Here is a 19,994-nt window from a genome sequence, read left to right on the forward strand (position 1 = left end):
TCGCAGATTTTGAACAGGATAGATGCTGGCCATGATGGTTGGCAGACAGGGTGAGAAGATGGCTGGCAGCGTAAACAAGGTAATTTTGCTCGGAAACGTCGGCGCTGATCCGGAAATTCGCCGCACGCAAGATGGTCGTCCTATCGCAAACCTTCGTATCGCGACATCTGAAAGCTGGCGCGACCGCACCTCCGGAGAGCGAAAAGAAAAGACGGAATGGCACTCTGTGGTGGTCTTCAATGAAGGTCTTTGCAAGGTTATTGAGCAGTACGTAAAGAAGGGCGCCAAGCTCTATATCGAAGGCGCGCTTCAGACCCGGAAATGGCAGGACCAAACGGGCAATGATCGTTACTCCACGGAAATCGTACTCCAGGGCTTCAATTCCACCCTGACCATGCTGGACGGTCGCGGAGAAGGTGGCGGCGGCGGAAGCCGTGGCGGAGACGATTACGGGAGCGGCGGCGGAAACTATGGCGGTGGCAATGACCAGCCATCATCCTCTTCTCGCGGTGGCGCATCGCGCGGCGGCCAGCCAGCTGGCAACTTCAACAATGATATGGACGATGATATTCCGTTCTGATCCTGACACGACAGTTGTATTTCAAATGAGCGCGTCGGGTATCACCCGATGTGCTCGTCTCCAAGATGACTATGTACACTTGGGCGTGCTTGATACCGCGCTGGGCAAGCTGGTTGACAACGCGTAGGACTATCGTGGAGGGGACTGGCCGATCGGGTGGTGATTGCTCTCATCCGCGGTCTCTTTTGGGCCCACGATCGACGGTCCGCTCGCTCGACCGGTTGCGGGTGTTCACCATGGAACGATCGCGGTCACTTCCAACGCCAGACGCTGGAACTGACGAAGGGACGGGTTCTGGATATCTCCAAATAAACCGGCGCTGGTCCACAGCATTCAGAGATGCCATGGACCCTGTAGCATCAACGCCAGCCCAGTTCTGGTGCGACGTGTTTCAGGATGGAATCTAGAACGTGGACGTTGTACTCGACGCCAAGCTGGTTCGGGATCGTCAACAACAGGGTATCGGCCTCCGCCACGGCTTCATCCTTTGCCAGTTCCTTGATCAGCGTCTCCGGCTCTGCGGCATATGAGCGTCCGAAAACAGCACGGGTGTTTGCATCGAGATAACCGATGCTATCGCTTTCCTTGCCGCTGCCACCGAAATAGGCGCGGTCGCGATCATCGACCAGCGCAAAAATGCTGCGGCTGACGGACACACGCGGTGTGCGGGTATGGCCCGCTTCCTTCCATGCGGCGCGATAGGCGCGGATCTGCGCTGCCTGCTGGACGTGAAACGGTTCTCCGGTCTCGTCGTCCTTCAGCGTCGAACTCTGCAAGTTCATGCCGAGCTTTGCCGCCCAGACGGCGGTGGCATTGGAGCCAGCTCCCCACCAGATGCGGTCACGCAACCCTTCCGAATGCGGTTCCAGACGAAGCAGTCCGGGTGGGTTGGCAAACATCGGGCGGGGATTGGGCTCGGCGAAACCCTCTCCCTTCAGTACCTCCAGAAACACTTCCGTGCTGTTGCGGCCCATGTCGGCATCGCTTGTGCCGTCTGTCGGCTGATAGCCGAAGTAGCGCCAGCCTTCGATCACCTGTTCGGGCGAGCCACGGCTGAGGCCAAGTTGCAGCCGACCATCGGAGATCAGGTCAGCTGAACCTGCATCTTCCGCCATGTAGAGCGGGTTTTCATAGCGCATATCGATGACGCCTGTGCCGATCTCGATTTTGCTCGTTCTGGCACCGACGGCTGCAAGCAACGGAAACGGCGACGCCAGTTGCCGGGCGAAGTGGTGCACACGGAAGTATGCGCCGTCGACACCGATCTCTTCTGCGGCGACCGCAAGCTCTATCGATTGTTGAAGGACGTCCTTGGCGGTGCGTGCCTGTGAATGTGGCCCCGGACCCCAATGTCCAAAAGACAGAAAACCGATCTTCTTCATGATAATCTACCTGAATCTGCATATGTTTCGTTGCCAAACATATAGGGTGCTATTCAGGGAATGTGCGGCCAAATTTGTGAACAGTCTGTTCAGGCCTTCGCCCGAGCAAGATTTTCCACACCGCCGATAGTGCTCTCCGCCGCGGCCACATCGACGATTGCACTGGCAAGTTGCCGCAAGCTGACAGTCCCCACCGCCTTGCCCGATGGGGCGCAAACTGTTGCTGTTTCATCGCCGCTGCGCGCAAGCATTCGCATCGTGTCCTCGATGCTGCTGCCGACGACAACTTGCGGACCGACGGCCGGCATGCCCGGCGCAACCGGAGACATCACGGCCTCGACATTGATGACCCGGCCCCTATTCACCTCCTTGACGAAGTTGGCGATGTAAGCGTCGGCTGGACGCAGCACGATGTCCTGACTGGTGCCCTGCTGGATGACTTCGCCGTCCCGCAAGATCGCGATCTGGTCACCCAGACGAAGCGCCTCGTCCAGATCATGGGTGATGAAGACGATAGTTTTCCGGATTTCCTTTTGAATATCGAGAAGCACGGATTGCATGTCGGTGCGGATCAGGGGGTCGAGCGCGGAATAGGCTTCATCCATCAAAAGAACCGGCGCATCGTTGGACAGGGCTCGCGCCAGCCCCACGCGCTGCTGCATGCCACCGGACAACTGGTTGGGAAAGCGCGTCTCGAAGCCTTTCAGGCCGACGCGCTCCAGCCAGCGCATGGCAATATCGACGCTTTTCGCCCGCGCCATGCCCTGCACTTCAAGACCATACAGTGTGTTGTCGAGAACATTGCGATGCGGCAGAAGGGCGAATTTCTGAAAAACCATGGCCGTCTGGTGACGGCGAAAGGCGCGCAGTTCCGCCGCATTCATCTTCACGACATCAACGCCATCGACCAGCACCTCGCCAGCCGTCGGGTCTATCAGCCGGTTGATGTGGCGGATCAACGTTGACTTGCCGGAGCCGGAAAGGCCCATGATGACCTGAATGCAGCCCGAGGGAATATCGATGTTGATATCTCGAAGGCCGAGAACATGACCGTGCTTCTCGTTAAGTTCGGTTTTTGTCAGCCCATTGCGAACGGCGTCGATATAAGCGTGCGGTTTCGCGCCAAAAATCTTGTAGAGGTTGCTGATCTTTATGCCGCCAAATGCAGATTCAGCCATGGGCAATCTCCTGATGTTTCTGGAGCCTTTTGCCATAGGCCTGACTGATGCGATCAAAGATGATGGCGATGCCGACAATGGCCATGCCATTGAAGATGCCGAGCGTGAAATACTGGTTGGCGATGGCTTTGAGGACCGGCTGTCCCAGCCCCTGTACGCCGATCATCGAGGCGATGACGACCATCGCAAGCGCCATCATGATGGTCTGGTTAATGCCTGCCATGATGGTGGGCAGCGCCAGCGGCAATTGCACCTTGAAGAGCTTTTGCCAGCCCGACGAGCCGAAGGCGTCTGCGGCTTCCAGCACATCCCGGTCCACCAGCCGGATACCGAGATTGGTGAGGCGTATCATCGGCGGAATGGCATAGATGACGACGGCGATCAGGCCGGGCACACGGCCGATGCCCAGCAGCATGACGACGGGAATGAGGTAGACGAAGCTCGGCATGGTCTGCATCACATCAAGGATCGGATTGACCACGCGCTGGACGCGGTTGGAATGCGACATGGCAATACCGAGCGGCAGCCCGATGGCGATGGACAGGACGGTACAGACGAAGATCATCGAGATCGTCCGCATCGTATCCGTCCACATATCGAAATAGCCAATGGCCAGAAGCGTGAAGAGACAGCCCAGCACGATCTTCACGCTGCGACTGCCAGCCCAGGCTATGCCCAAAATTAGCAGAATAATGATCGGCCAAGGCGTCTGCGTCATGAAACGCTCGGCCCAGATCAGGAATTGCTGGAGCGGCGAGAAGAAGCCCTCGATGCTTGCGCCCCAGGCGCGGGTGAATTCACGAAAGCCGTCATCAATCATCTTTTTCAGAGCACGAAGCGTGTCGTCGTTCATGCTCGGAAACTTGTAAAACCAGTCCATGCGCTTCCCCTGTGATCACGGCGACATGCGATTGGTGTTTGCCAATCGCATGTCTGGTTGCGTGTCTGCCGGACGGTGGGTCTGGCAGGAGGGAAGGTATCAAAGCGAGGCCTTGATCTTTTCTGCCGCGTCGGCAGAAACCCACTTCGTCCAGATGTCTGGGTTTTCCTTGAGGAAATGCTTGGCGCTATCTTCACCGGTTGCCTGATTGTCCGTCATCCACGCCATCAGCTTGTTGACGGTGGCGTTGCTCCACGACCGCTTGTTCAGATAGTCCATGATCTCTGGACCGGCCTTGTCGGCAAATGGTTTGGCAACCAGCGTCACGACCTTGTCGACCGGCCACGCGTTCGGCTTAGGATCGGGGCAATCGGCAACGGTGTTGCAGCGTTTCCACTCCGCAGCATCTGCTGGAACGCCGGGCTCGAGCTTCACCATATCGTATTTGCCGAGAAGTGCGGTTGGCGACCAGTAGTAGCCAACCCATGGCTGCTTGCGCTCATAGGCCTTGGCAATGGAACCATCGAGGCCAGCGGAAGAGCCGCTATCGATAAGGTTGAAGCCTGCTTTTTCGGCGCCGAATGCCTTGTAGAGCTGACCGGTCACAACGGTACCGCCCCAGCCTTGCGGACCGTTGACGATGGCGCCCTTATCCGGATTTTCGGCGTCCGGGAAAAGCTTCGGATTCTTCATGAGATCGCCGATGGTCTTGATATCAGGATGTGCTTCGGCCACGTATTTGGGAATCCACCAGCCTTGGATACCGCCATCAGGCAAGGCCGTTGCGGCAACCACCAGCTTGCCTTCGTCAACGCCACGTTTGACCACTTCCGGCAGCGTATCGGCCCAGGCTTCCGGCGCAATATCGGGTTGGCCTTTTTCAACCATGGAGGTGATCGTCGGAACCGTATCGCCGATAGTGATATCAGCGCTGCAACCATAACCTTCGTTGAGAATGATTTTGTCGATGGCGGACAGCACTTCTGCGCTCTGCCAGTTCATGCTGGCAATGGTCGGACTACCGCAGTCAGCAGCGCTGGCCGCAGCCGCACCGCCGAGCAAACCGAACACCAGACAGGTCGATGCAAGCAATGTCTTCATATCTGTTCCCTTTATTGGCGACGCTTATAAAGAGACGAACCTGCCGCTTGGGTCTGCCCCTGTCTTTGTCTTTGCAAAGTTGAGGGGATGATGGCGTGAAGCCCGGGCGTTAACCTACGCGAAATGCGACGGCCATTCGCCAAACCACGACAGGTCACGGCATTTTAATCATCGGGTAACTTTCGGTCTCACCGGCTTTCGACCTGCGTATCGTTCATTCTTTGCTGATCAATGTCAAAAAAAGCTGGATAGTTGGTATTGCCGAGGCAATAGTAGCGAATGTCCGCAAAAGGACAGGATGGTGTTGAGGGATGCCATTCTCAAAACAACTCGTTTAGGGGGAAATACCTTGGCTCGAATAACGCTCCGTCAATTGCTCGATCACGCGGCAGAAAACGGCTATGGCGTCCCTGCCTTCAACATCAACAATATGGAACAGGCGCTGGCCATCATGGACGCGGCGGATGCGACCAATTCGCCCGTTATCATGCAGGCATCTCGCGGCGCACGTGCCTACGCAAACGACATCATGCTCAAGCACATGATGGATGCGGTCGTTGAAATCTACCCGCACATACCCGTCTGCGTGCATCTGGACCACGGCAATGAGGCCGCGAGTTGCATGACCGCCATCCAGGCCGGTTTTACATCGGTCATGATGGACGGTTCGCTCAAGGCCGATGGCAAGACGCCGGGGGACTGGGATTACAATGTCGGCGTCACGCGACAGGTTACCGAGATGGCCCATTACGGCGGTATCTCCGTCGAGGGTGAACTGGGTGTTCTCGGCTCCCTGGAAAGTGGCATGGGCGAGGCGGAAGACGGCCACGGTGCCGAAGGTGTCCTCTCGCACGACCAGTTGCTGACCGACCCCGATGAAGCGGTGAAATTCGTGCGCGAAACCAGGGTGGATGCTTTGGCTGTTGCCATGGGCACCAGCCACGGCGCTTACAAATTCACGCGCAGACCGGATGGCAGCGTGCTCGCCATGAACGTCATCGAGGAAATCCACAACAAGCTGCCGAATACGCATCTCGTCATGCACGGGTCATCGACCGTGCCGCAGGATTTGCAGGATATCATCAACGCCTATGGCGGCGCGATCAAGCCAACCTGGGGCGTGCCGATCGAGGAAATCCAGCGCGGCATCAAGAATGGCGTTCGCAAGATCAATATCGACACCGACTGCCGCATGGCCATCACCGGACAAATCCGTAAGGTTCTGGCGGAAGACCCGGCGGAATTCGATCTGCGCAAGTATCTGAAGCCTGCGCGTGACGCGATGACGAAGCTTTGCAAGGAACGGTTTGAACTGTTCTGGACGGCCGGGCAGGCGTCGAAGATCACACCTGTTCCGTTGCGGGAGATGGCGAAGCGTTACGCGTCGGGTTCTCTGGATCCTGTGATTTCGTGAGTGTGCAAAAGAGTTGATTCCCCAACGGCTCATCCTCGGGCTTGCCCCGAGGATCTGCTATGGTTTGTCCTTCATGACGGTGGTGGTGTTCTGAGGCAGATCATAGAGACGCTCATGATCATGACTTAAAAGTGGGTTGGTGCCGTTACGATACGATCACGGATTTCACCCCATCCACCACGAATTGAACCGAAAGCGCTGCGAGAAGGACGCCAAGCAGGCGTGTCAGGATGGCGCGGCCGGTGTTGCCCAGGAAGCGATCCAGCCGGTCGGCAGCGAGCAGCGCGAGAAAGACGAGCAACATGCTGAAGGCAAGCAGCAAAATAAAGATCACCATGTCGACAGTGGTCTGCATGGAACCCGAGATCAGCACGGTAGCCGAGATGGCACCAGGGCCGGCGATCAGCGGAAGCGCCAGCGGGAAAACGGCGATATTCTGAATGTGATCCAGGGTGATGGCCATTTCAGACGTCTTCTCCTTGCGCTCCTGCCGCTTCTCGAAAATCATTTCGAACGATATCCAGAACAGCAACAGGCCTCCCGAGATTCGGAAAGCACCGAGAGAAATACCGAGTAGCTCCAGAATGGACGATCCGAACAGGGCAAACATGGCGAGAATGGCAAACGCGATGATCGAGCCTCTCAGCGCCACCTGGCCGCGTTGAGCCCGCGTCATGCCAACCGTCAAGGCCAGAAAGACAGGCGCCAGTCCCGGAGGATCGAGCGTCACCAGCATCGTCGTCAATGCATTGATGAGAAGTTCGGTGGTTGCCATGATGTCCCCGTCTCGTGTCCTCTAAAATCGAGGCTTCTCGGCCTGTCTCAGGATCTATTATCGAATGATGTTAGGTAAGTCTGCCGGTGTTTGAAACCCTGATTGCCCTGTTTTCATCCGGCACGCGGAGAAAACTGTGCATCGTCTTGCAAATGACGTAAAAGACTGTTCATAACGGCGCTGGAAATTGGCGCTTTAGCGCTGTTTCCGCTATAAAAATCCATCCGATTCTTAACATAGAATGTGATCCGATTTGACTGATCAGAGCCCCCCAGGCGGCGGAAAGCTTCCGCCAGGTATTGAGCCCATTTCCATCATGGAGGAAATGCAGCGGTCGTATCTCGATTACGCCATGAGCGTTATCGTCAGCCGTGCACTTCCAGATGTTCGCGACGGACTGAAACCCGTTCACCGTCGTATCCTTTACGGGATGAATGAACTCGGCCTCGACTGGAACAAGAAATACGTCAAGTCCGCCCGCGTAACCGGTGACGTGATGGGTAAATACCATCCGCATGGTGACTCGGCGATCTATGACGCCTTGGCACGTATGGCACAGGATTGGTCGTTGCGCATGCCGCTGATCGACGGTCAGGGCAATTTCGGCTCTATCGACGGCGATCCGCCGGCCGCCCAGCGCTATACCGAGTGCCGCCTCGAGAAAGTGGCGCATGCACTGCTTGACGATCTCGATAAGGAAACGGTTGATTTCCGCGACAACTATGACGGCACCATGTCGGAGCCAGTCGTGGTTCCCGCGAAATTCCCGAACCTTCTTGTCAATGGCGCAGGTGGTATTGCCGTTGGCATGGCGACCAATATTCCGCCCCACAATCTGACCGAAGTCATCAACGGCTCCATCGCCTTGATCGACAACCCCGAGATTGAGCTACCGGAAATGATGGAAATCATTCCCGGCCCGGATTTCCCCACAGGCGCGTTCATTCTGGGACGCTCGGGCATTCGCTCCGCTTACGAGACGGGCCGCGGCTCCGTCATCATGCGTGGCCGTGCAACGATCGAGCCGATGCGTGGCGACCGTGAGCAAATCATCATCACCGAAGTTCCCTTCCAGGTGAACAAGTCGTCGATGATCGAAAAGATGGCCGAACTGGTCAAAGACAGACGCGTTGAAGGCATTTCCGACCTTCGTGACGAGTCCGACCGTCAAGGCTACCGCGTGGTCGTCGAGCTGAAGCGCGATGCAAACGCTGAAGTCATTCTGAACCAGCTCTACCGCTACACACCTCTGCAGACCTCGTTCGGTTGCAACATGGTGGCGCTGAACGGTGGCAAGCCGGAGCAGATGACGTTGCTCGACATGCTCAGAGCCTTCGTGTCGTTCCGCGAAGAAGTTGTCAGCCGCCGCACCAAGTACCTGCTGCGCAAGGCGCGTGACCGCGCGCATGTGTTGGTTGGTCTGGCCATCGCTGTCGCCAACATCGATGAAGTCATCCGTGTCATCCGTCAGGCACCCGATCCAGCGACCGCTCGTGAGCAGCTGATGACGCGCCGCTGGCCAGCATCCGACGTGGAAAGCCTTATTCTTCTCATCGATGACCCACGCCATCGTATCAACGAAGATTTGACCTACAATCTGTCGGAAGAACAGGCCCGTGCGATCCTCGAGCTTCGTCTGGCCCGTCTGACGGCTCTCGGTCGCGATGAAATCAGCGACGAATTGAACAAGATCGGCGCCGAAATCAGCGAATATCTCGATATTCTTTCATCGCGCATTCGCATCCAGCAGATCGTCAAGGACGAACTTGCAGCTGTTCGCGACGAGTTCGGCACACCGCGCCGCAGTCAGATCGTCGAAGGTGGCCCCGATATGGACGATGAGGATCTCATCGCCCGCGAAGACATGGTCGTCACGGTGTCGCATCTGGGTTATATCAAGCGCGTTCCGCTGACGACCTACAAGGCGCAGCGTCGCGGCGGCAAGGGCCGCTCGGGCATGGCGACACGCGATGCCGATTTCGTCAATCGTCTGTTCGTCGCCAACACCCATACGCCAGTCCTGTTCTTCTCGTCGCGCGGTATCGTCTACAAGGAAAAGGTCTGGCGTTTGCCGATCGGTACGCCACAGTCCAAAGGCAAGGCGCTGATCAACATGCTGCCTCTGGCAGCAGGTGAGCGCATCACCACCATCATGCCATTGCCGGAAGACGAGACGACCTGGGAAACACTGGACGTGATGTTCTCGACCACACGCGGAACGGTTCGCCGTAACAAGCTGTCGGACTTCGTGCAGGTCAACCGCAACGGCAAGATTGCCATGAAGCTGGACGAGGAGGGTGACGAAATCCTCTCCGTAGAAACCTGCTCTGGCCCGGATGCACTTGGCGAATCGGCCGGTGACGATGTGTTGCTGACGACGGCGCTGGGCCAATGCATTCGCTTCCCCGTTGACGATGTTCGCGTTTTTGCTGGCCGCAATTCGGTTGGCGTTCGCGGGATCAACATGGGCGAGGGCGACCGGATCATCTCCATGACCATCGTCAGCCACGTCAATGCCGAGCCGTGGGAGCGTGCCGCTTATCTCAAGCGTGCGGCTGCTGAACGTCGGGCGCTGACTGGCGAGACGGAAGTCGAGGAAATCGCACTCGTTGGTGAGGAGGTGACCGAAGAAGGGCATCTCTCCGAAGAGCGCTATCAGTTCCTCAAGTCACAGGAGCAGTTCGTACTGACTGTTTCGGAAAAGGGATTTGGCAAGCGCTCATCGTCCTACGACTTCCGCACCTCCGGTCGCGGCGGCAAGGGCATCCGCGCAACCGATACGTCGAAGACGGCGGAAATCGGCGAACTGGTTGCAGCCTTCCCGGTTGAAGACACAGATCAGATCATGCTCGTCTCCGACGGTGGCCAGTTGATCCGTGTTCCTGTCAACGGCATTCGCTTTGCAAGCCGCGCAACAAAGGGCGTGACGATCTTCTCGACGGCAAAGGACGAAAAGGTCGTTTCCGTTGAGCGTATCAACGAGCCAGAAGGCGATGAAGAGGTTGACGCTCTCGAGGGTGAGACCGACATCACCGGCGCAGAGCCAGACGCCGGTGCTGCACCTGAAGGCGAAGCCTGATGCTTCCAAGAAAAAGCGGCGTGTGATCGTCACACGCCACTTTTATTGATGTGATATTCCAAACAAAAGGCCCTGCGAAACCGGTGTTTCGCAGGGCCTTTTCTATTCGATCTCAAAGCGCGACTGGCGCCTGTTTCGAAGATGTCGTCAGCGCAGGCGCATGTGGATTGCACCGCGGCCGGAGCGAGACGCAATGTGAAGATGGATCTTCGCTTCCGGCTGGTTGCTGCGCCAGGCTCGAGCTCCATGGGAGAGAAGAAGATTGACCAGATCGCGGGTTTTGTGTCGTGATTTGTTCAAGCCGAGATCGGCAATTCTCATCGCCGCTTCGTGGATCGGGTGCAGAACGGACAGACTTTGCTGTCTGCCTTTACCTGCTGCAAATTCCGAATAGTTTTCGTTGATCGCCATCTGGAAAGCCTCGTTACACAGTACAATTCGAGGAGTGGAGCCGGTAATCTGTATTTTCATGCTCGTCACCGGGTCCGGAAATCGTCATACGTTTACTGGAGAGAAGCCCAGCAGCTGATGCCCTTCTTTTTCAGAGCGTTACATGCATTGACCGCATCGTTCTGGCCACCGAAGCCACCGAAACGGGCGCGATACATCTGGGCGCCATCCTTGCTGAAGGCGACCGTGAAGGGCTTAGCTGAGCGCAGCAGGACACCACCCTTATCCTGTGCAACCTGAAGCAGGTTGCGCGCGGAACCTTCGTCCGGAGACGCGCCGATCTGGATCACCCAACCTTCATTTCCGGTTACAGGAGAAGCGGGCGTTGTGGAGGCCGTCACGATGTTATCAACCTTGGTCGAATTGGTAACCAAGGAGCGATCCGGCTTCATGTTGACTGGCGGAACAGCGCGTGTCGGCGACTTCGGACGCGTTACCACATCCATTGCACTGACGGCAGCGTTGGCTTGGGTCGGCGCAAAGGCAGACATCGGGGCCTCGTCAGCATACCGTGCCTGTGGAACAGGACCATCGTTCGGCAGGCCTGTTGTGGCTGTAGCGGCAACAACGGCCTGCGGCTCCTCGATCGGCGCTGAGGCCGACGCAGCAATCAGGTTGCTGCTGGCACCGCGCGATGCCTTGGGAAGATATTCGGCCACCAACTTGCGCATCGTGGCATCACGGGCGGCGCTGGAGCGTCCGCCAAGAACAACGGCAACGATAGAGCGGCCATCGAGTTGTGCGGATGTTGCCAGATTGCTACCAGCGGCACGGGTGTAGCCAGTCTTGATGCCATCTACGCCACGAACAGTACCGACGAGGCGGTTGTGATTACCGATGACCTGCTTGCCAAAGGTAAAGCTGCGCGTGCTGAAATAACCGTAATATTGCGGGAAGTGCTGACGCAGTGCGACACTGAGACGAGCCTGATCGCGGGCGGTCGTCATCTGCGCCGTATTCGGCAAGCCATTGGCGTTGCGATAGGTCGTGCGCGTCATACCAAGTGCACGCGCTTTGGCCGTCATGATACGACCGAAACGCTCTTCATTTCCACCGATATACTCGCCCAATGCAGTCGCGATATCATTGGCCGAACGCGTAACGAGTGCCAGGATGGCCTGCTCGACCGACACGGAACCACCAGCCCGCACACCGAGCTTGGAGGGGGGCTCCTTTGCAGCATTAGCCGAGACGGGAACCCGCGAATCCAACGTAATGCGCCCGGAATTCAACGCCTCAAACGTCAGATACAGGGTCATCATCTTTGTCAGCGATGCAGGATAGCGCAAGCCATCGGGGTCCTCTCCGTAGAGAACCTTGCCCGTCTTGGCATCAATGACGATACCAGCAAATTTCGGGTCAGCTTTTGCGATTTGGGTGGTAGCAGCGGTTGCTGTCGCCATCGCCATCGCAAACATGAAAACCTTCACGAAAGACGTAGCGCCTGCCGCGCGCTTTAGTGCCTCAGATAGCTTTTTCAACACTGTTAAACTCTTTAATCGCATGCCACTTTTTTCCGTCCGACACGCCCCGCCAGACTTTTCATCCGCCAACCTTAGAGTGATGGCGTTACCAAGTGGTTTATGAATGGTATCTGAAGCCGATAAAATGCAGAGAGTGATCGAAATCAGCACACAAGTTTTTGGAGGTCTGGCACGCTCGGGCTGTTGATCAGGCGCGCAAAGCGGGGATGGGCTGGCGATATGTATTGAACTGGCGAGCGTCGGTTGCTACCTGTCGCCAAACGAAGGATGGACCATGGCTTCTCGCGATCGATATTCCCGCAAACTCGAATGCTCGAAATGCGGCCATAGCGGCTTTGCCGAAGTATCGGAAAAGGATGAGAAGCAGAAAGCCAACGTGGATTTTCGCATTGATGACATGCCAGCCGGTTTTCGCACGGAGCGTCCTTCGGTCAATCCGGCCGAATACATGATACGCTGCGCTCAATGTGGCAATATCTTCCGCTTTCAGCAGAAAGTCGCCTATGCACCAGGCGGGGAACCGCGGCAGGGCGGACGTTGAGCAACAAAGGGCTGCCTATGACAACAGATCGAAATGTCGACAACAGGCCACCTCACAAAAAACCATTATGGCCATGGCTTCTGCTGCTGATCTTGACCTTGGCTGCGATTTATTCCTGGAACCGTGCGTCGGAACTGTTCGAAGAATTTTCTCGCAACATGCCGGCCGAAATCATCGAACTGTTCAGGGATTTGCTGAGAGAGCATCAGGATGATGGTCACACCGCTCCGAAGCTTGACGTTTCCGTCCCCACGCGCCCGATACGATAATGAGGCCTAGCGTTACAGACAAAAAAGCCCCGCAAAGTCGGCGGGGCAGGTTGGTCGCTTGGGGAAAAATCGGGCGAAGCCCTTAAGCGATAAGGTCTTGATAAACCAAATTCATGATAGCTTGGTAGTGCAATGGACGCGCATTCAGTACGCCTGAGAGACAAAATGCGTGACAGGAGCAGCTTTCATCCAAGCGCGAGGAATAGCATCATAAAAAAAGCCCCACCAAAAGGCGGGGCCAAAGTTTGCCTGATTGGCTTTCAGGACTTGGGAGCTCCTCGCGTAGAGGAAGCGGATCAGCGATAGCCACATATATGCCTGCGCGAAAGGTCAGTGTGGTGGCTTACGGTACGCCCGCGCGTAAACACCAGGTGAACATTCATGAACGATTTGCGCACATCGCATTCAGGACTTGTTCATCAGTCCCATGTCAATTTGCCGTCGTTCTGAGATGCGAGCCTGTGTAGGTTCGTCTCAATTGGAGACACCCCCATGAAGAAATTTCTTCTCACCACACTTGCAGCAGTGATCGCCAGTGGCGCTGTCTTGACGAGTGTGCAGCCTGCGTCTGCTCAATATTATGATGGTCCTTACCGCTACGATCGTCGCGGACCGCCACCACCACCATATCGCGACCCGCCGCGCAGACATCGCGACCACGATAATGGCAGGATCATTGCCGGTGGCATCGCCGCTGGCGTCCTGGGTGGTCTCATCGGCGGCGCTCTGGCAAGAGACAATGGTCCCCGCTACGTAGAACCGCCACCACCGCCACCACGGTGCTGGTTCGAAGATCGTCAGGTCCGCAATGCCTATGATGGCGGCTGGCACATGGAGAGCATGCGCGTCTGCCAGTAACGCATGACACAAAGATAGATCCAGAAGCCGGCCACAGGGCCGGCTTTCGTGTTTGTACGTTTCACGACGCTTCATAGCATTGCCGCATTGTTTCGAGACGCTCTGGTCATCAACAACATGACAAAGGGCGAGCCATGCGCAGCGCAACACACGATATTTTCGGCGAACCGCAGGATGTGCTTCAGTCGACAGAAGCTCCGATTCCTGAGCCCGGCAAAGGACAGCTGCGAATCCGCACTCTGTTATCGCCGATCCACAATCATGATCTTTGGACAGTACGTGGCAATTATGGATACAAACCGGCATTGCCGGGAGCCATCGGCGGCAGCGAGGCAGTTGGCATTGTTGATGCGTTGGGCGAGGGCACCGACCCATCTCTCAAAGGCAAACGTGTCACGGCAGCCGGTGTGCACGGCGCATGGGCCGAATATTTTCTGTCTCCGGCTGCGGGCGTCGTTCCGGTCCCGGATGAGATTTCGGACGAGGCAGCAGCCCAACTGATCGCAATGCCCTTCAGCGCCATGACATTGCTGGAGTTCTTAGGTGTAAAGACGGGTGATTGGATCATTCAGAACACGGCAAACGGTGCGGTGGGCAAGGCGGTTGCAATGCTGGCGCAGGCACGCGGCATCCATGTCGTGAATCTGGTTCGTCGCCCTGGAGGTGTCGAGGAGCTTGCCCAACTGGGCATCGCCAACGGTATCTCGACAGCCGACGACCACTGGAAAGACCATGTTCGAAAACTCACGGCAGGCAAGCCGATCCGCGCTGGCGTCGATTCGATTGGCGGCGGTGCCAGCAACGATATAGCAGAGCTCCTCGGCGATGAGGCGCTTCTTGTGTCATTCGGGTCGATGACGGGAGAGGACATGCAAATCTCCTCTGGCGCGGTCATTTTCAAACAGCTGACGATTAAGGGTTTCTGGGGCAGCACTGTCATCGCCAGGACGCCTGCTGATGAACGTCGTCGTCTGATTGGCGAGTTGATCCAGCACGTTGTCAAAGGAACGATCCGCCTTCCGGTCGAGGCGATCTTTGATCTGGGAGATATTTCCGCCGCGGTGAAAGCGTCGCTGGCGCCAGGCAAAGCCGGAAAAGTCCTGCTGAAACCATAGACAACACTGCGTTCAAACGATTTTCGTCCTTCATGCAGCAGACGGGTGATGTGGAGGACGAAAATTGATTGCCGATGTTGTGATCGGGCTGATTGCCCTGTCGCATTGCGACATTCTACCACAGCGCTGGCTGTAAATCAGGGTCTCTATAATGGCTTTCTCGCGGCAGGTCTCATCTTTGGCCTGATGCCGGGACAAGGCGACAGAACAATCGCGACGTTTTTCCTCATGTGGGTTTTCGTCCCCGGCCTTTTCGGCGCGGCCACGGCGCACAGAAAAATTCTGTTTATTCAGGCGCTTCCTGCGGGTATCGTGCCTACAGCCGTTTTGGCACTTATCTTATTATTTGGCAGCAGCCGCATGCAGACGCGCGATGATGTAGTCATAGCTTTCCATTACGTGGACGCGATCATTTCCACTGCGAAGCACCAGGGTGCCTTGCGCCAGCGGCGATATCTGCAAGACGTGGTCAAAATTGATGGCAAATTTCTGGTTGTTGTTAACCGCTGTCACTTCAATCCACATCACAAAGCCCCTGAAGAATCGCTCTTTGATGCCCTTATAAAGCCAGGGAGGTAGGTCTCAAGCATTTTTGCGGTTCAGCGAGAAGGATGGTCTTGTGACCGGGAAATGTTTTTTGCGCTTTCAGATCCCAGTATCCGCACCGAACGGGGACAGACGGAAAACGCCAAACAATCGTATGGCAGATGGGGTGTCTGTCACATTGGGGTGCTGAAAGGCCTGTTTTGCAGGCCTTGCATTCCTTGCATTCTCCGCAGGTACCCGTATTCATACCCGCAAATTTCATCCGGCTTTTTTAAACGGTTCGCCGCTCTGACGGCTCTCCTGCCAAGCCTTCACATCTGCAACACGCCACCGCACACAGTTTTCTCCGAGTCGAACTGGCTTCGGAACCTTGCCGTCGGCGATCCACCGGTAGAGTGTGGATGTCGCGACTTTGATATTAGTCGTAACTTCTTTGAGGGTCAGGTAGCTATCGAGTGAAACAAGGTTTGATGGCACGTCGGACAATTGGTTCTCCAATGCAAATGGATTGAGGGCCAAAAGGCCCGAGAACTGTCCGCGTGGGAGAACATGCGACAGTATAGGTATGGGTGTCAATGGTTGAGGAAAATGAATCTTTCTTTGTCACACTCTTGCAGTTTAAGAGGTAGTCAATTTAAAGTTGTCGCTTCTGGTTGAATGCGGAGGATTCTTGAGATGACAGGTGACTTCGGGGAATGACATTTGGTAGATCCTAACCCACTTACTCTTTGGCGACGTTCTCAGGAACTTCGGCTCTCCGCAACTCGCGAAGCGCATCATGACATGGACGCGGCGTCACTAATTTTATTTTACGCCGTAGAATGCGCGCTGAAATCGCTCTATATGCTTCGAAACAATCTTAAAACCACAGACGAAGTGAGAGCAGGCGGCAAGTCTGCGCGTGGTCACAAGCACAATCTTGACGGGCTTATCGCCGACCTCAGGATCCCCCAATCTAGCATCAAGGTTCGTCCCAAAATTGTCCTTACTCGTACACGTTTTGAGGGACAGACCCCGATACTGCATGAGGCGTGGAGGTATGGAGAGAAGGTCGATAATACCGCGGCGCAATTTGATTGGCTGATGTCGATAGTTGAATGGTGTAGGAATAACCGATGAACAATGAGCAATTGCCTTTAACTTGGATCGATGTCGCACGGCGTCTTGCTGCAATTGAGCTCGCTGACAATCCATTGCCTTCGCAAATCATCACTGCAAGGGCAGGTTGGTTTGGCCTGCTGCTAGAGCATACCGGATCTCTTGGCACTGAAGAGGTAGAAATAGCCTTAGATGAACTTTTCCCCTCCCGGGTCAAGTCTGATCCCCTACGAATTGAACTTGAGGGCGGGTCGGATCTTCACGTCCATCTGGAGCCTGTTGACGGCGAGTCTGGCACTAAACCTCCTTTCGGAGTGGTTGATGGCATAATCGATTTCCGAACCCCCGCTGCGGTCAGCTCAAGTAGAAAAGTTCCAATCGCTGCGGCACTCAGTGTTAAAGGTGGTACCGGGCGCACTACAACCGCCGTTGCCTTTGCGCTCCACTGGGCGGCGGCCGAGGGTAAGCCGGTCCTACTAGTCGATGCAGACTTAGAAGCCCCAGGCATAAGCTACCTTTTCGAGTCGTTCGTAGGACAAGCCAAGATAGCTCTCGAGGACCTGATTGCTTTGGCACATAGTGAGGAAAAAGTCGGGGCACCTGAGACTGTCAATCTTGTATCGGAGCGTCTAAAAGATCATGCCGTCCCGGGGAATCTCTTCATCCTTCCGCTCAGAAGAAACATAGTGGAACTCGCTAGTTCGTCTATTCGAGCAGAACATCTATCGACACCCGAAAGGCCGTTTGCTCTCGCTGATTTGCTGGCGGATGTCGCCGAGAAAATCGGTGCGGTCGGCGTTGTGGTCGATGTGCGCGCTGGATTGGTGCCTTTAGGTGTCAACCTCGCAATGGATCCTGATGTTTCACCGATTATTGTGACAAGCCTAGCCGAGCAGTCAATTAGAGCCACGGCTGGGTTTGTTTCATTTCTATCTAGAGAGTTTCGGAGGGCCCAGATCTCACCTAGACGCCCTTTGATTGTTGTTAATAGAGTTCCGTCACTTTTTAAGCAGACCGGAATGGATAAGAAGCTGATCGAGCCGCTGACCGATCAATTGATCGAAACCTTTGTTCAAGATGATGAAACAGAGTTAACAGCTTCGGACGACTATTTCACGAGTGAGGTGGCAGTAGCGCCATATGTTCAGGTTGAGGTCCCTGAGTTACCCGATATGCAGATACCAATGGGTGGGTGGCGTGAATTTGTAGCGCAACTCGAAGTCAGCGGCTTCATGAGAGCTTTGGCTAGTGGCAGTGATGAGTTCCTGTCATCTGAGCTTTCGGTTGTGCAGACCAACTCGCAGGTTCAGACAAATGAGGTTACCATCACAAGCCAGCGGCGCGACTTGGCGAAATTTGCCAATCAGCTAATCGCTGCTGAAAATCTCACTGGAGCGGTGCCTAAACCTCTCGTAACTCAACCGTTGTCGGAACTTGCGTCTAGGTTCAAGTCTGAGGTTCCGATCGCTGTGATTGAGGGTGCGAAAGGAACAGGAAAAACACTCGCAGCGCGTTATATTGTTTCGAAACAAGACTGGAGAACGGTGGTTAACGATCTGGTAGGCACGGACTCAATTTCTGCGCAAGTAGTGCCCGTGACAATGTCGGTACAGTCCAGCAACAGCTTACAAAGCGAGGTGGATGATGCAAGAAGTCGTGTGTCAGTCGCACTCGGTTTAACCGCGCCGATGTCTATATATGAGACGACTACGTTTTTGAAAGATAAACTCCAAGAGAACTTATCGGAAAGCCAGTGGGTAGCAATCTTGCTGGACCTGATTGCTTGGAGCATTGGTCTGAAGCCTAGGGTGCGAGGTGCAGGCGAAAGCCTTCTCCAAGAGCTTAGAGCGAATGGCAAATCGGTTATTGCTGTCTTTGAGGGATTGGAAGAGCTCTATAAGTCTGTCTCGGATCCGGGTGTCGAAGTCGCCATGCGTTCCGCACTCATATCACTTCCGCAAAAGTTAAGATCCGAGCTGCGACGCCCTCTCGGACTGTTAATGTTTGTTAGAAGAGATACCGTTGAAGCTGCCGTTACACAAAACCTTGATCAATTTAGCAGAGAGTATCAGCAATTCGCATTCAGATGGACAGAGGATGATGTGCTGGAGCTTGCAGCTTGGCTCGCGACTCAATCTGGCGCTCTCCCTGGTCTCTGGAATCCAACTTTTCAGGCAATGACCACAAATGAGCGCGCTAAGGCTCTGCACCGTCTTTGGGGTGCAAAATTAGGTCCAGATGACAGGCCAGGAAAGCGCACGAGAGAGGCCTATACGTCCACTTGGATTATTGCAGTCCTCTCAGACCTGCGTGGACGGCTCGTCCCGCGTGACCTTGTAAGGCTTTTGGCTAACGCTGCTGCTGAAGAACCAGAAGCTGAAGATTTGGACCTCTATGGAAATAGACTGCTCGTTCCGAGAGCGCTACGGGCCGCGGTGGATCCAACTAGCGGTGCCAAGGTCTCCGAAACCGTAGAAGAGATTGTTGAGCTAAAGCCGGCGTTCGAAAAATTCAAATCTCAAACCGATGAGCTTTCTGTACCGCTCACTGATGAGGCAATCACTAGTCTAGATCTTAGCGCGGCGGAAGTATCTTCACTGAGGCGTCACGGTATTATTTTTGGAGAAAAAGCGCCTTATCAGGTACCAGAGCTGTTTCGAAGAGGTCTAGGGCTCCGTCACTCAGGGGCGCGCCGAAGTGTGGTCGCATTGTACAACCGAGCCAGAAAGCTGCCTTAATATTCAAACGCTTGTGAGGTGTATGTGCTGCAGATGCGGCAGTTATCTTAGTTGGAGGGAACGCCGCTGTTCCGGCTATCGCAGAGATAAATGCGGCACTCTCAATCTCTCGCGCATGGTGGTTTGATCAGCAATCCGACCATAGAGTGTTCGATAGGTGAGTAGCGATGTTCCGATGCGAATTAATAAGGCTATTGCAACACCTCCATATCGCGCTAATCCATCATCTTGATGCTGCTAATTGGGAGGACGTTTTACATGCGTGACAATAGCAAAGGGGCGGGGTCTTCCAGGACTTGTTTTGTTGTCGGTCCAATCGGCGCCTCAAATACGCAAAATCGAATTCATGCGGACTGGCTTCTCGATGGCATCATCGTTCCAACGTTTGAGGGAAATTTCCCCGACTTCAAAGGTAAGCGGCAAGCTGAGACCGTTCAGCGCGTGTAATTCCACGGCATGAGTGCATCGAGATCGCTGCTGGGCCAACCATTGGCTATGCGCTCGAG

General features: G+C 55.4%; 18 protein-coding genes. 9 read left to right on the plus strand and 9 right to left on the minus strand.

Annotation, left to right across the window (positions count from 1 at the left end):
- The first annotated feature begins 58 nt into the window (after nt 1-58).
- Nucleotides 59-580, plus strand: a complete 522-nt coding sequence (locus GGQ73_RS18325) for a single-stranded DNA-binding protein (RefSeq protein ID WP_174152909.1) — start codon at nt 59-61, stop codon at nt 578-580.
- 359 nt (nt 581-939) lie between these two features.
- Here GGQ73_RS18325 and GGQ73_RS18330 read toward each other — a convergent pair whose 3' ends face one another.
- From GGQ73_RS18330 to GGQ73_RS18345, 4 genes are all read right to left on the minus strand, one after another.
- Nucleotides 940-1,962 carry an LLM class flavin-dependent oxidoreductase gene (locus GGQ73_RS18330; protein WP_183897348.1) on the minus strand — a complete coding sequence of 341 codons (1,023 nt, stop codon included), beginning with the start codon at nt 1,960-1,962 and terminating at the stop codon, nt 940-942.
- 89 nt (nt 1,963-2,051) lie between these two features.
- Nucleotides 2,052-3,140, minus strand: a complete 1,089-nt coding sequence (locus tag GGQ73_RS18335; protein WP_183897349.1) for a quaternary amine ABC transporter ATP-binding protein — start codon at nt 3,138-3,140, stop codon at nt 2,052-2,054.
- Nucleotides 3,133-4,020, minus strand: a complete 888-nt coding sequence (locus GGQ73_RS18340) for an ABC transporter permease (protein WP_183897350.1) — start codon at nt 4,018-4,020, stop codon at nt 3,133-3,135. The genes GGQ73_RS18335 and GGQ73_RS18340 overlap by 8 nt, the downstream gene beginning before the upstream one ends.
- Nucleotides 4,021-4,119: 99 nt before the next feature.
- Entirely contained in the window at nt 4,120-5,121 is a 1,002-nt protein-coding gene (locus GGQ73_RS18345) for an ABC transporter substrate-binding protein (RefSeq protein WP_174152913.1), read from the minus strand.
- Nucleotides 5,122-5,470: 349 nt separating this feature from the next.
- Here GGQ73_RS18345 and fba point away from each other — a divergent pair, with 349 nt between their 5' ends.
- Nucleotides 5,471-6,535, plus strand: coding sequence for a class II fructose-bisphosphate aldolase (gene fba, locus GGQ73_RS18350; protein ID WP_174152914.1), 1,065 nt, complete (start codon nt 5,471-5,473; stop codon nt 6,533-6,535).
- Between the two features lie 145 nt (nt 6,536-6,680).
- On the opposite strand, the gene GGQ73_RS18355 is transcribed toward fba, so the two are convergent.
- The gene (locus GGQ73_RS18355) at nt 6,681-7,310 is read right to left on the minus strand and encodes a MarC family protein (protein ID WP_183897351.1); all 630 of its coding nucleotides are present in this window, start codon (nt 7,308-7,310) and stop codon (nt 6,681-6,683) included.
- A gap of 253 nt (nt 7,311-7,563) precedes the next feature.
- On the opposite strand from GGQ73_RS18355, the gene gyrA reads away from it, so the two are divergent.
- Nucleotides 7,564-10,389 carry a DNA gyrase subunit A gene (gene gyrA / locus GGQ73_RS18360; RefSeq protein WP_234911018.1) on the plus strand — a complete coding sequence of 942 codons (2,826 nt, stop codon included), beginning with the start codon at nt 7,564-7,566 and terminating at the stop codon, nt 10,387-10,389.
- A gap of 147 nt (nt 10,390-10,536) precedes the next feature.
- On the opposite strand, the gene GGQ73_RS18365 is transcribed toward gyrA, so the two are convergent.
- Nucleotides 10,537-10,800 (minus strand): hypothetical protein, encoded by a 264-nt coding sequence (locus GGQ73_RS18365; RefSeq protein WP_174153028.1) that lies wholly within the window; start codon nt 10,798-10,800, stop codon nt 10,537-10,539.
- A gap of 92 nt (nt 10,801-10,892) precedes the next feature.
- Nucleotides 10,893-12,257 carry an SPOR domain-containing protein gene (locus tag GGQ73_RS18370; RefSeq protein WP_412762993.1) on the minus strand — a complete coding sequence of 455 codons (1,365 nt, stop codon included), beginning with the start codon at nt 12,255-12,257 and terminating at the stop codon, nt 10,893-10,895.
- A 340-nt stretch (nt 12,258-12,597) separates the two neighbouring features.
- On the opposite strand from GGQ73_RS18370, the gene GGQ73_RS18375 reads away from it, so the two are divergent.
- From GGQ73_RS18375 to GGQ73_RS23395, 5 genes are all read left to right on the plus strand, one after another.
- Entirely contained in the window at nt 12,598-12,864 is a 267-nt protein-coding gene (locus tag GGQ73_RS18375; RefSeq protein ID WP_174152917.1) for a hypothetical protein, read from the plus strand.
- Nucleotides 12,865-12,881: 17 nt separating this feature from the next.
- Nucleotides 12,882-13,133 (plus strand): hypothetical protein, encoded by a 252-nt coding sequence (locus GGQ73_RS18380; protein WP_234911019.1) that lies wholly within the window; start codon nt 12,882-12,884, stop codon nt 13,131-13,133.
- Nucleotides 13,134-13,625: 492 nt separating this feature from the next.
- Nucleotides 13,626-13,991 carry a hypothetical protein gene (locus tag GGQ73_RS18385; RefSeq protein WP_183897353.1) on the plus strand — a complete coding sequence of 122 codons (366 nt, stop codon included), beginning with the start codon at nt 13,626-13,628 and terminating at the stop codon, nt 13,989-13,991.
- Between the two features lie 134 nt (nt 13,992-14,125).
- Nucleotides 14,126-15,106, plus strand: a complete 981-nt coding sequence (locus tag GGQ73_RS18390) for a zinc-binding dehydrogenase (protein ID WP_183897354.1) — start codon at nt 14,126-14,128, stop codon at nt 15,104-15,106.
- Nucleotides 15,107-15,154: 48 nt separating this feature from the next.
- Nucleotides 15,155-15,685 carry a DUF1304 domain-containing protein gene (locus tag GGQ73_RS23395; RefSeq protein ID WP_183897355.1) on the plus strand — a complete coding sequence of 177 codons (531 nt, stop codon included), beginning with the start codon at nt 15,155-15,157 and terminating at the stop codon, nt 15,683-15,685.
- A gap of 225 nt (nt 15,686-15,910) precedes the next feature.
- Here GGQ73_RS23395 and GGQ73_RS18400 read toward each other — a convergent pair whose 3' ends face one another.
- Nucleotides 15,911-16,129: a helix-turn-helix transcriptional regulator gene (locus tag GGQ73_RS18400; RefSeq protein WP_252094083.1), complete on the minus strand. Its 219-nt coding sequence runs from the start codon at nt 16,127-16,129 to the stop codon at nt 15,911-15,913.
- A gap of 638 nt (nt 16,130-16,767) precedes the next feature.
- On the opposite strand from GGQ73_RS18400, the gene GGQ73_RS18405 reads away from it, so the two are divergent.
- Nucleotides 16,768-19,488, plus strand: coding sequence for a KGGVGR-motif variant AAA ATPase (locus GGQ73_RS18405; RefSeq protein WP_183897356.1), 2,721 nt, complete (start codon nt 16,768-16,770; stop codon nt 19,486-19,488).
- A gap of 324 nt (nt 19,489-19,812) precedes the next feature.
- On the opposite strand, the gene GGQ73_RS22825 is transcribed toward GGQ73_RS18405, so the two are convergent.
- Nucleotides 19,813-19,994, minus strand: a 182-nt coding sequence (locus GGQ73_RS22825; RefSeq protein ID WP_210290168.1) for a hypothetical protein, incomplete at its 5' end; no start/stop codon positions are given.

This window comes from Rhizobium skierniewicense, from assembly GCF_014196515.1.
Taxonomy (GTDB): Bacteria; Pseudomonadota; Alphaproteobacteria; order Rhizobiales; family Rhizobiaceae; genus Agrobacterium; species Agrobacterium skierniewicense.

Coding starts and splice junctions, on each gene's coding strand:
- GGQ73_RS18380 (WP_234911019.1), top strand. CDS start 12,882: ATGACAACAGATCGAAATGTCGACAACAGGCCACCTCACAAAAAACCA.
- GGQ73_RS18370 (WP_412762993.1), bottom strand. CDS start 12,257: ATGTTTGCGATGGCGATGGCGACAGCAACCGCTGCTACCACCCAAATC.
- GGQ73_RS18330 (WP_183897348.1), bottom strand. CDS start 1,962: ATGAAGAAGATCGGTTTTCTGTCTTTTGGACATTGGGGTCCGGGGCCA.
- GGQ73_RS18385 (WP_183897353.1), top strand. CDS start 13,626: ATGAAGAAATTTCTTCTCACCACACTTGCAGCAGTGATCGCCAGTGGC.
- GGQ73_RS23395 (WP_183897355.1), top strand. CDS start 15,155: ATGTGGAGGACGAAAATTGATTGCCGATGTTGTGATCGGGCTGATTGC.
- GGQ73_RS18390 (WP_183897354.1), top strand. CDS start 14,126: ATGCGCAGCGCAACACACGATATTTTCGGCGAACCGCAGGATGTGCTT.
- GGQ73_RS18375 (WP_174152917.1), top strand. CDS start 12,598: ATGGCTTCTCGCGATCGATATTCCCGCAAACTCGAATGCTCGAAATGC.
- GGQ73_RS18355 (WP_183897351.1), bottom strand. CDS start 7,310: ATGGCAACCACCGAACTTCTCATCAATGCATTGACGACGATGCTGGTG.
- GGQ73_RS18405 (WP_183897356.1), top strand. CDS start 16,768: ATGAACAATGAGCAATTGCCTTTAACTTGGATCGATGTCGCACGGCGT.
- GGQ73_RS18365 (WP_174153028.1), bottom strand. CDS start 10,800: ATGGCGATCAACGAAAACTATTCGGAATTTGCAGCAGGTAAAGGCAGA.
- GGQ73_RS18340 (WP_183897350.1), bottom strand. CDS start 4,020: ATGGACTGGTTTTACAAGTTTCCGAGCATGAACGACGACACGCTTCGT.
- GGQ73_RS18345 (WP_174152913.1), bottom strand. CDS start 5,121: ATGAAGACATTGCTTGCATCGACCTGTCTGGTGTTCGGTTTGCTCGGC.
- GGQ73_RS18335 (WP_183897349.1), bottom strand. CDS start 3,140: ATGGCTGAATCTGCATTTGGCGGCATAAAGATCAGCAACCTCTACAAG.
- GGQ73_RS18325 (WP_174152909.1), top strand. CDS start 59: ATGGCTGGCAGCGTAAACAAGGTAATTTTGCTCGGAAACGTCGGCGCT.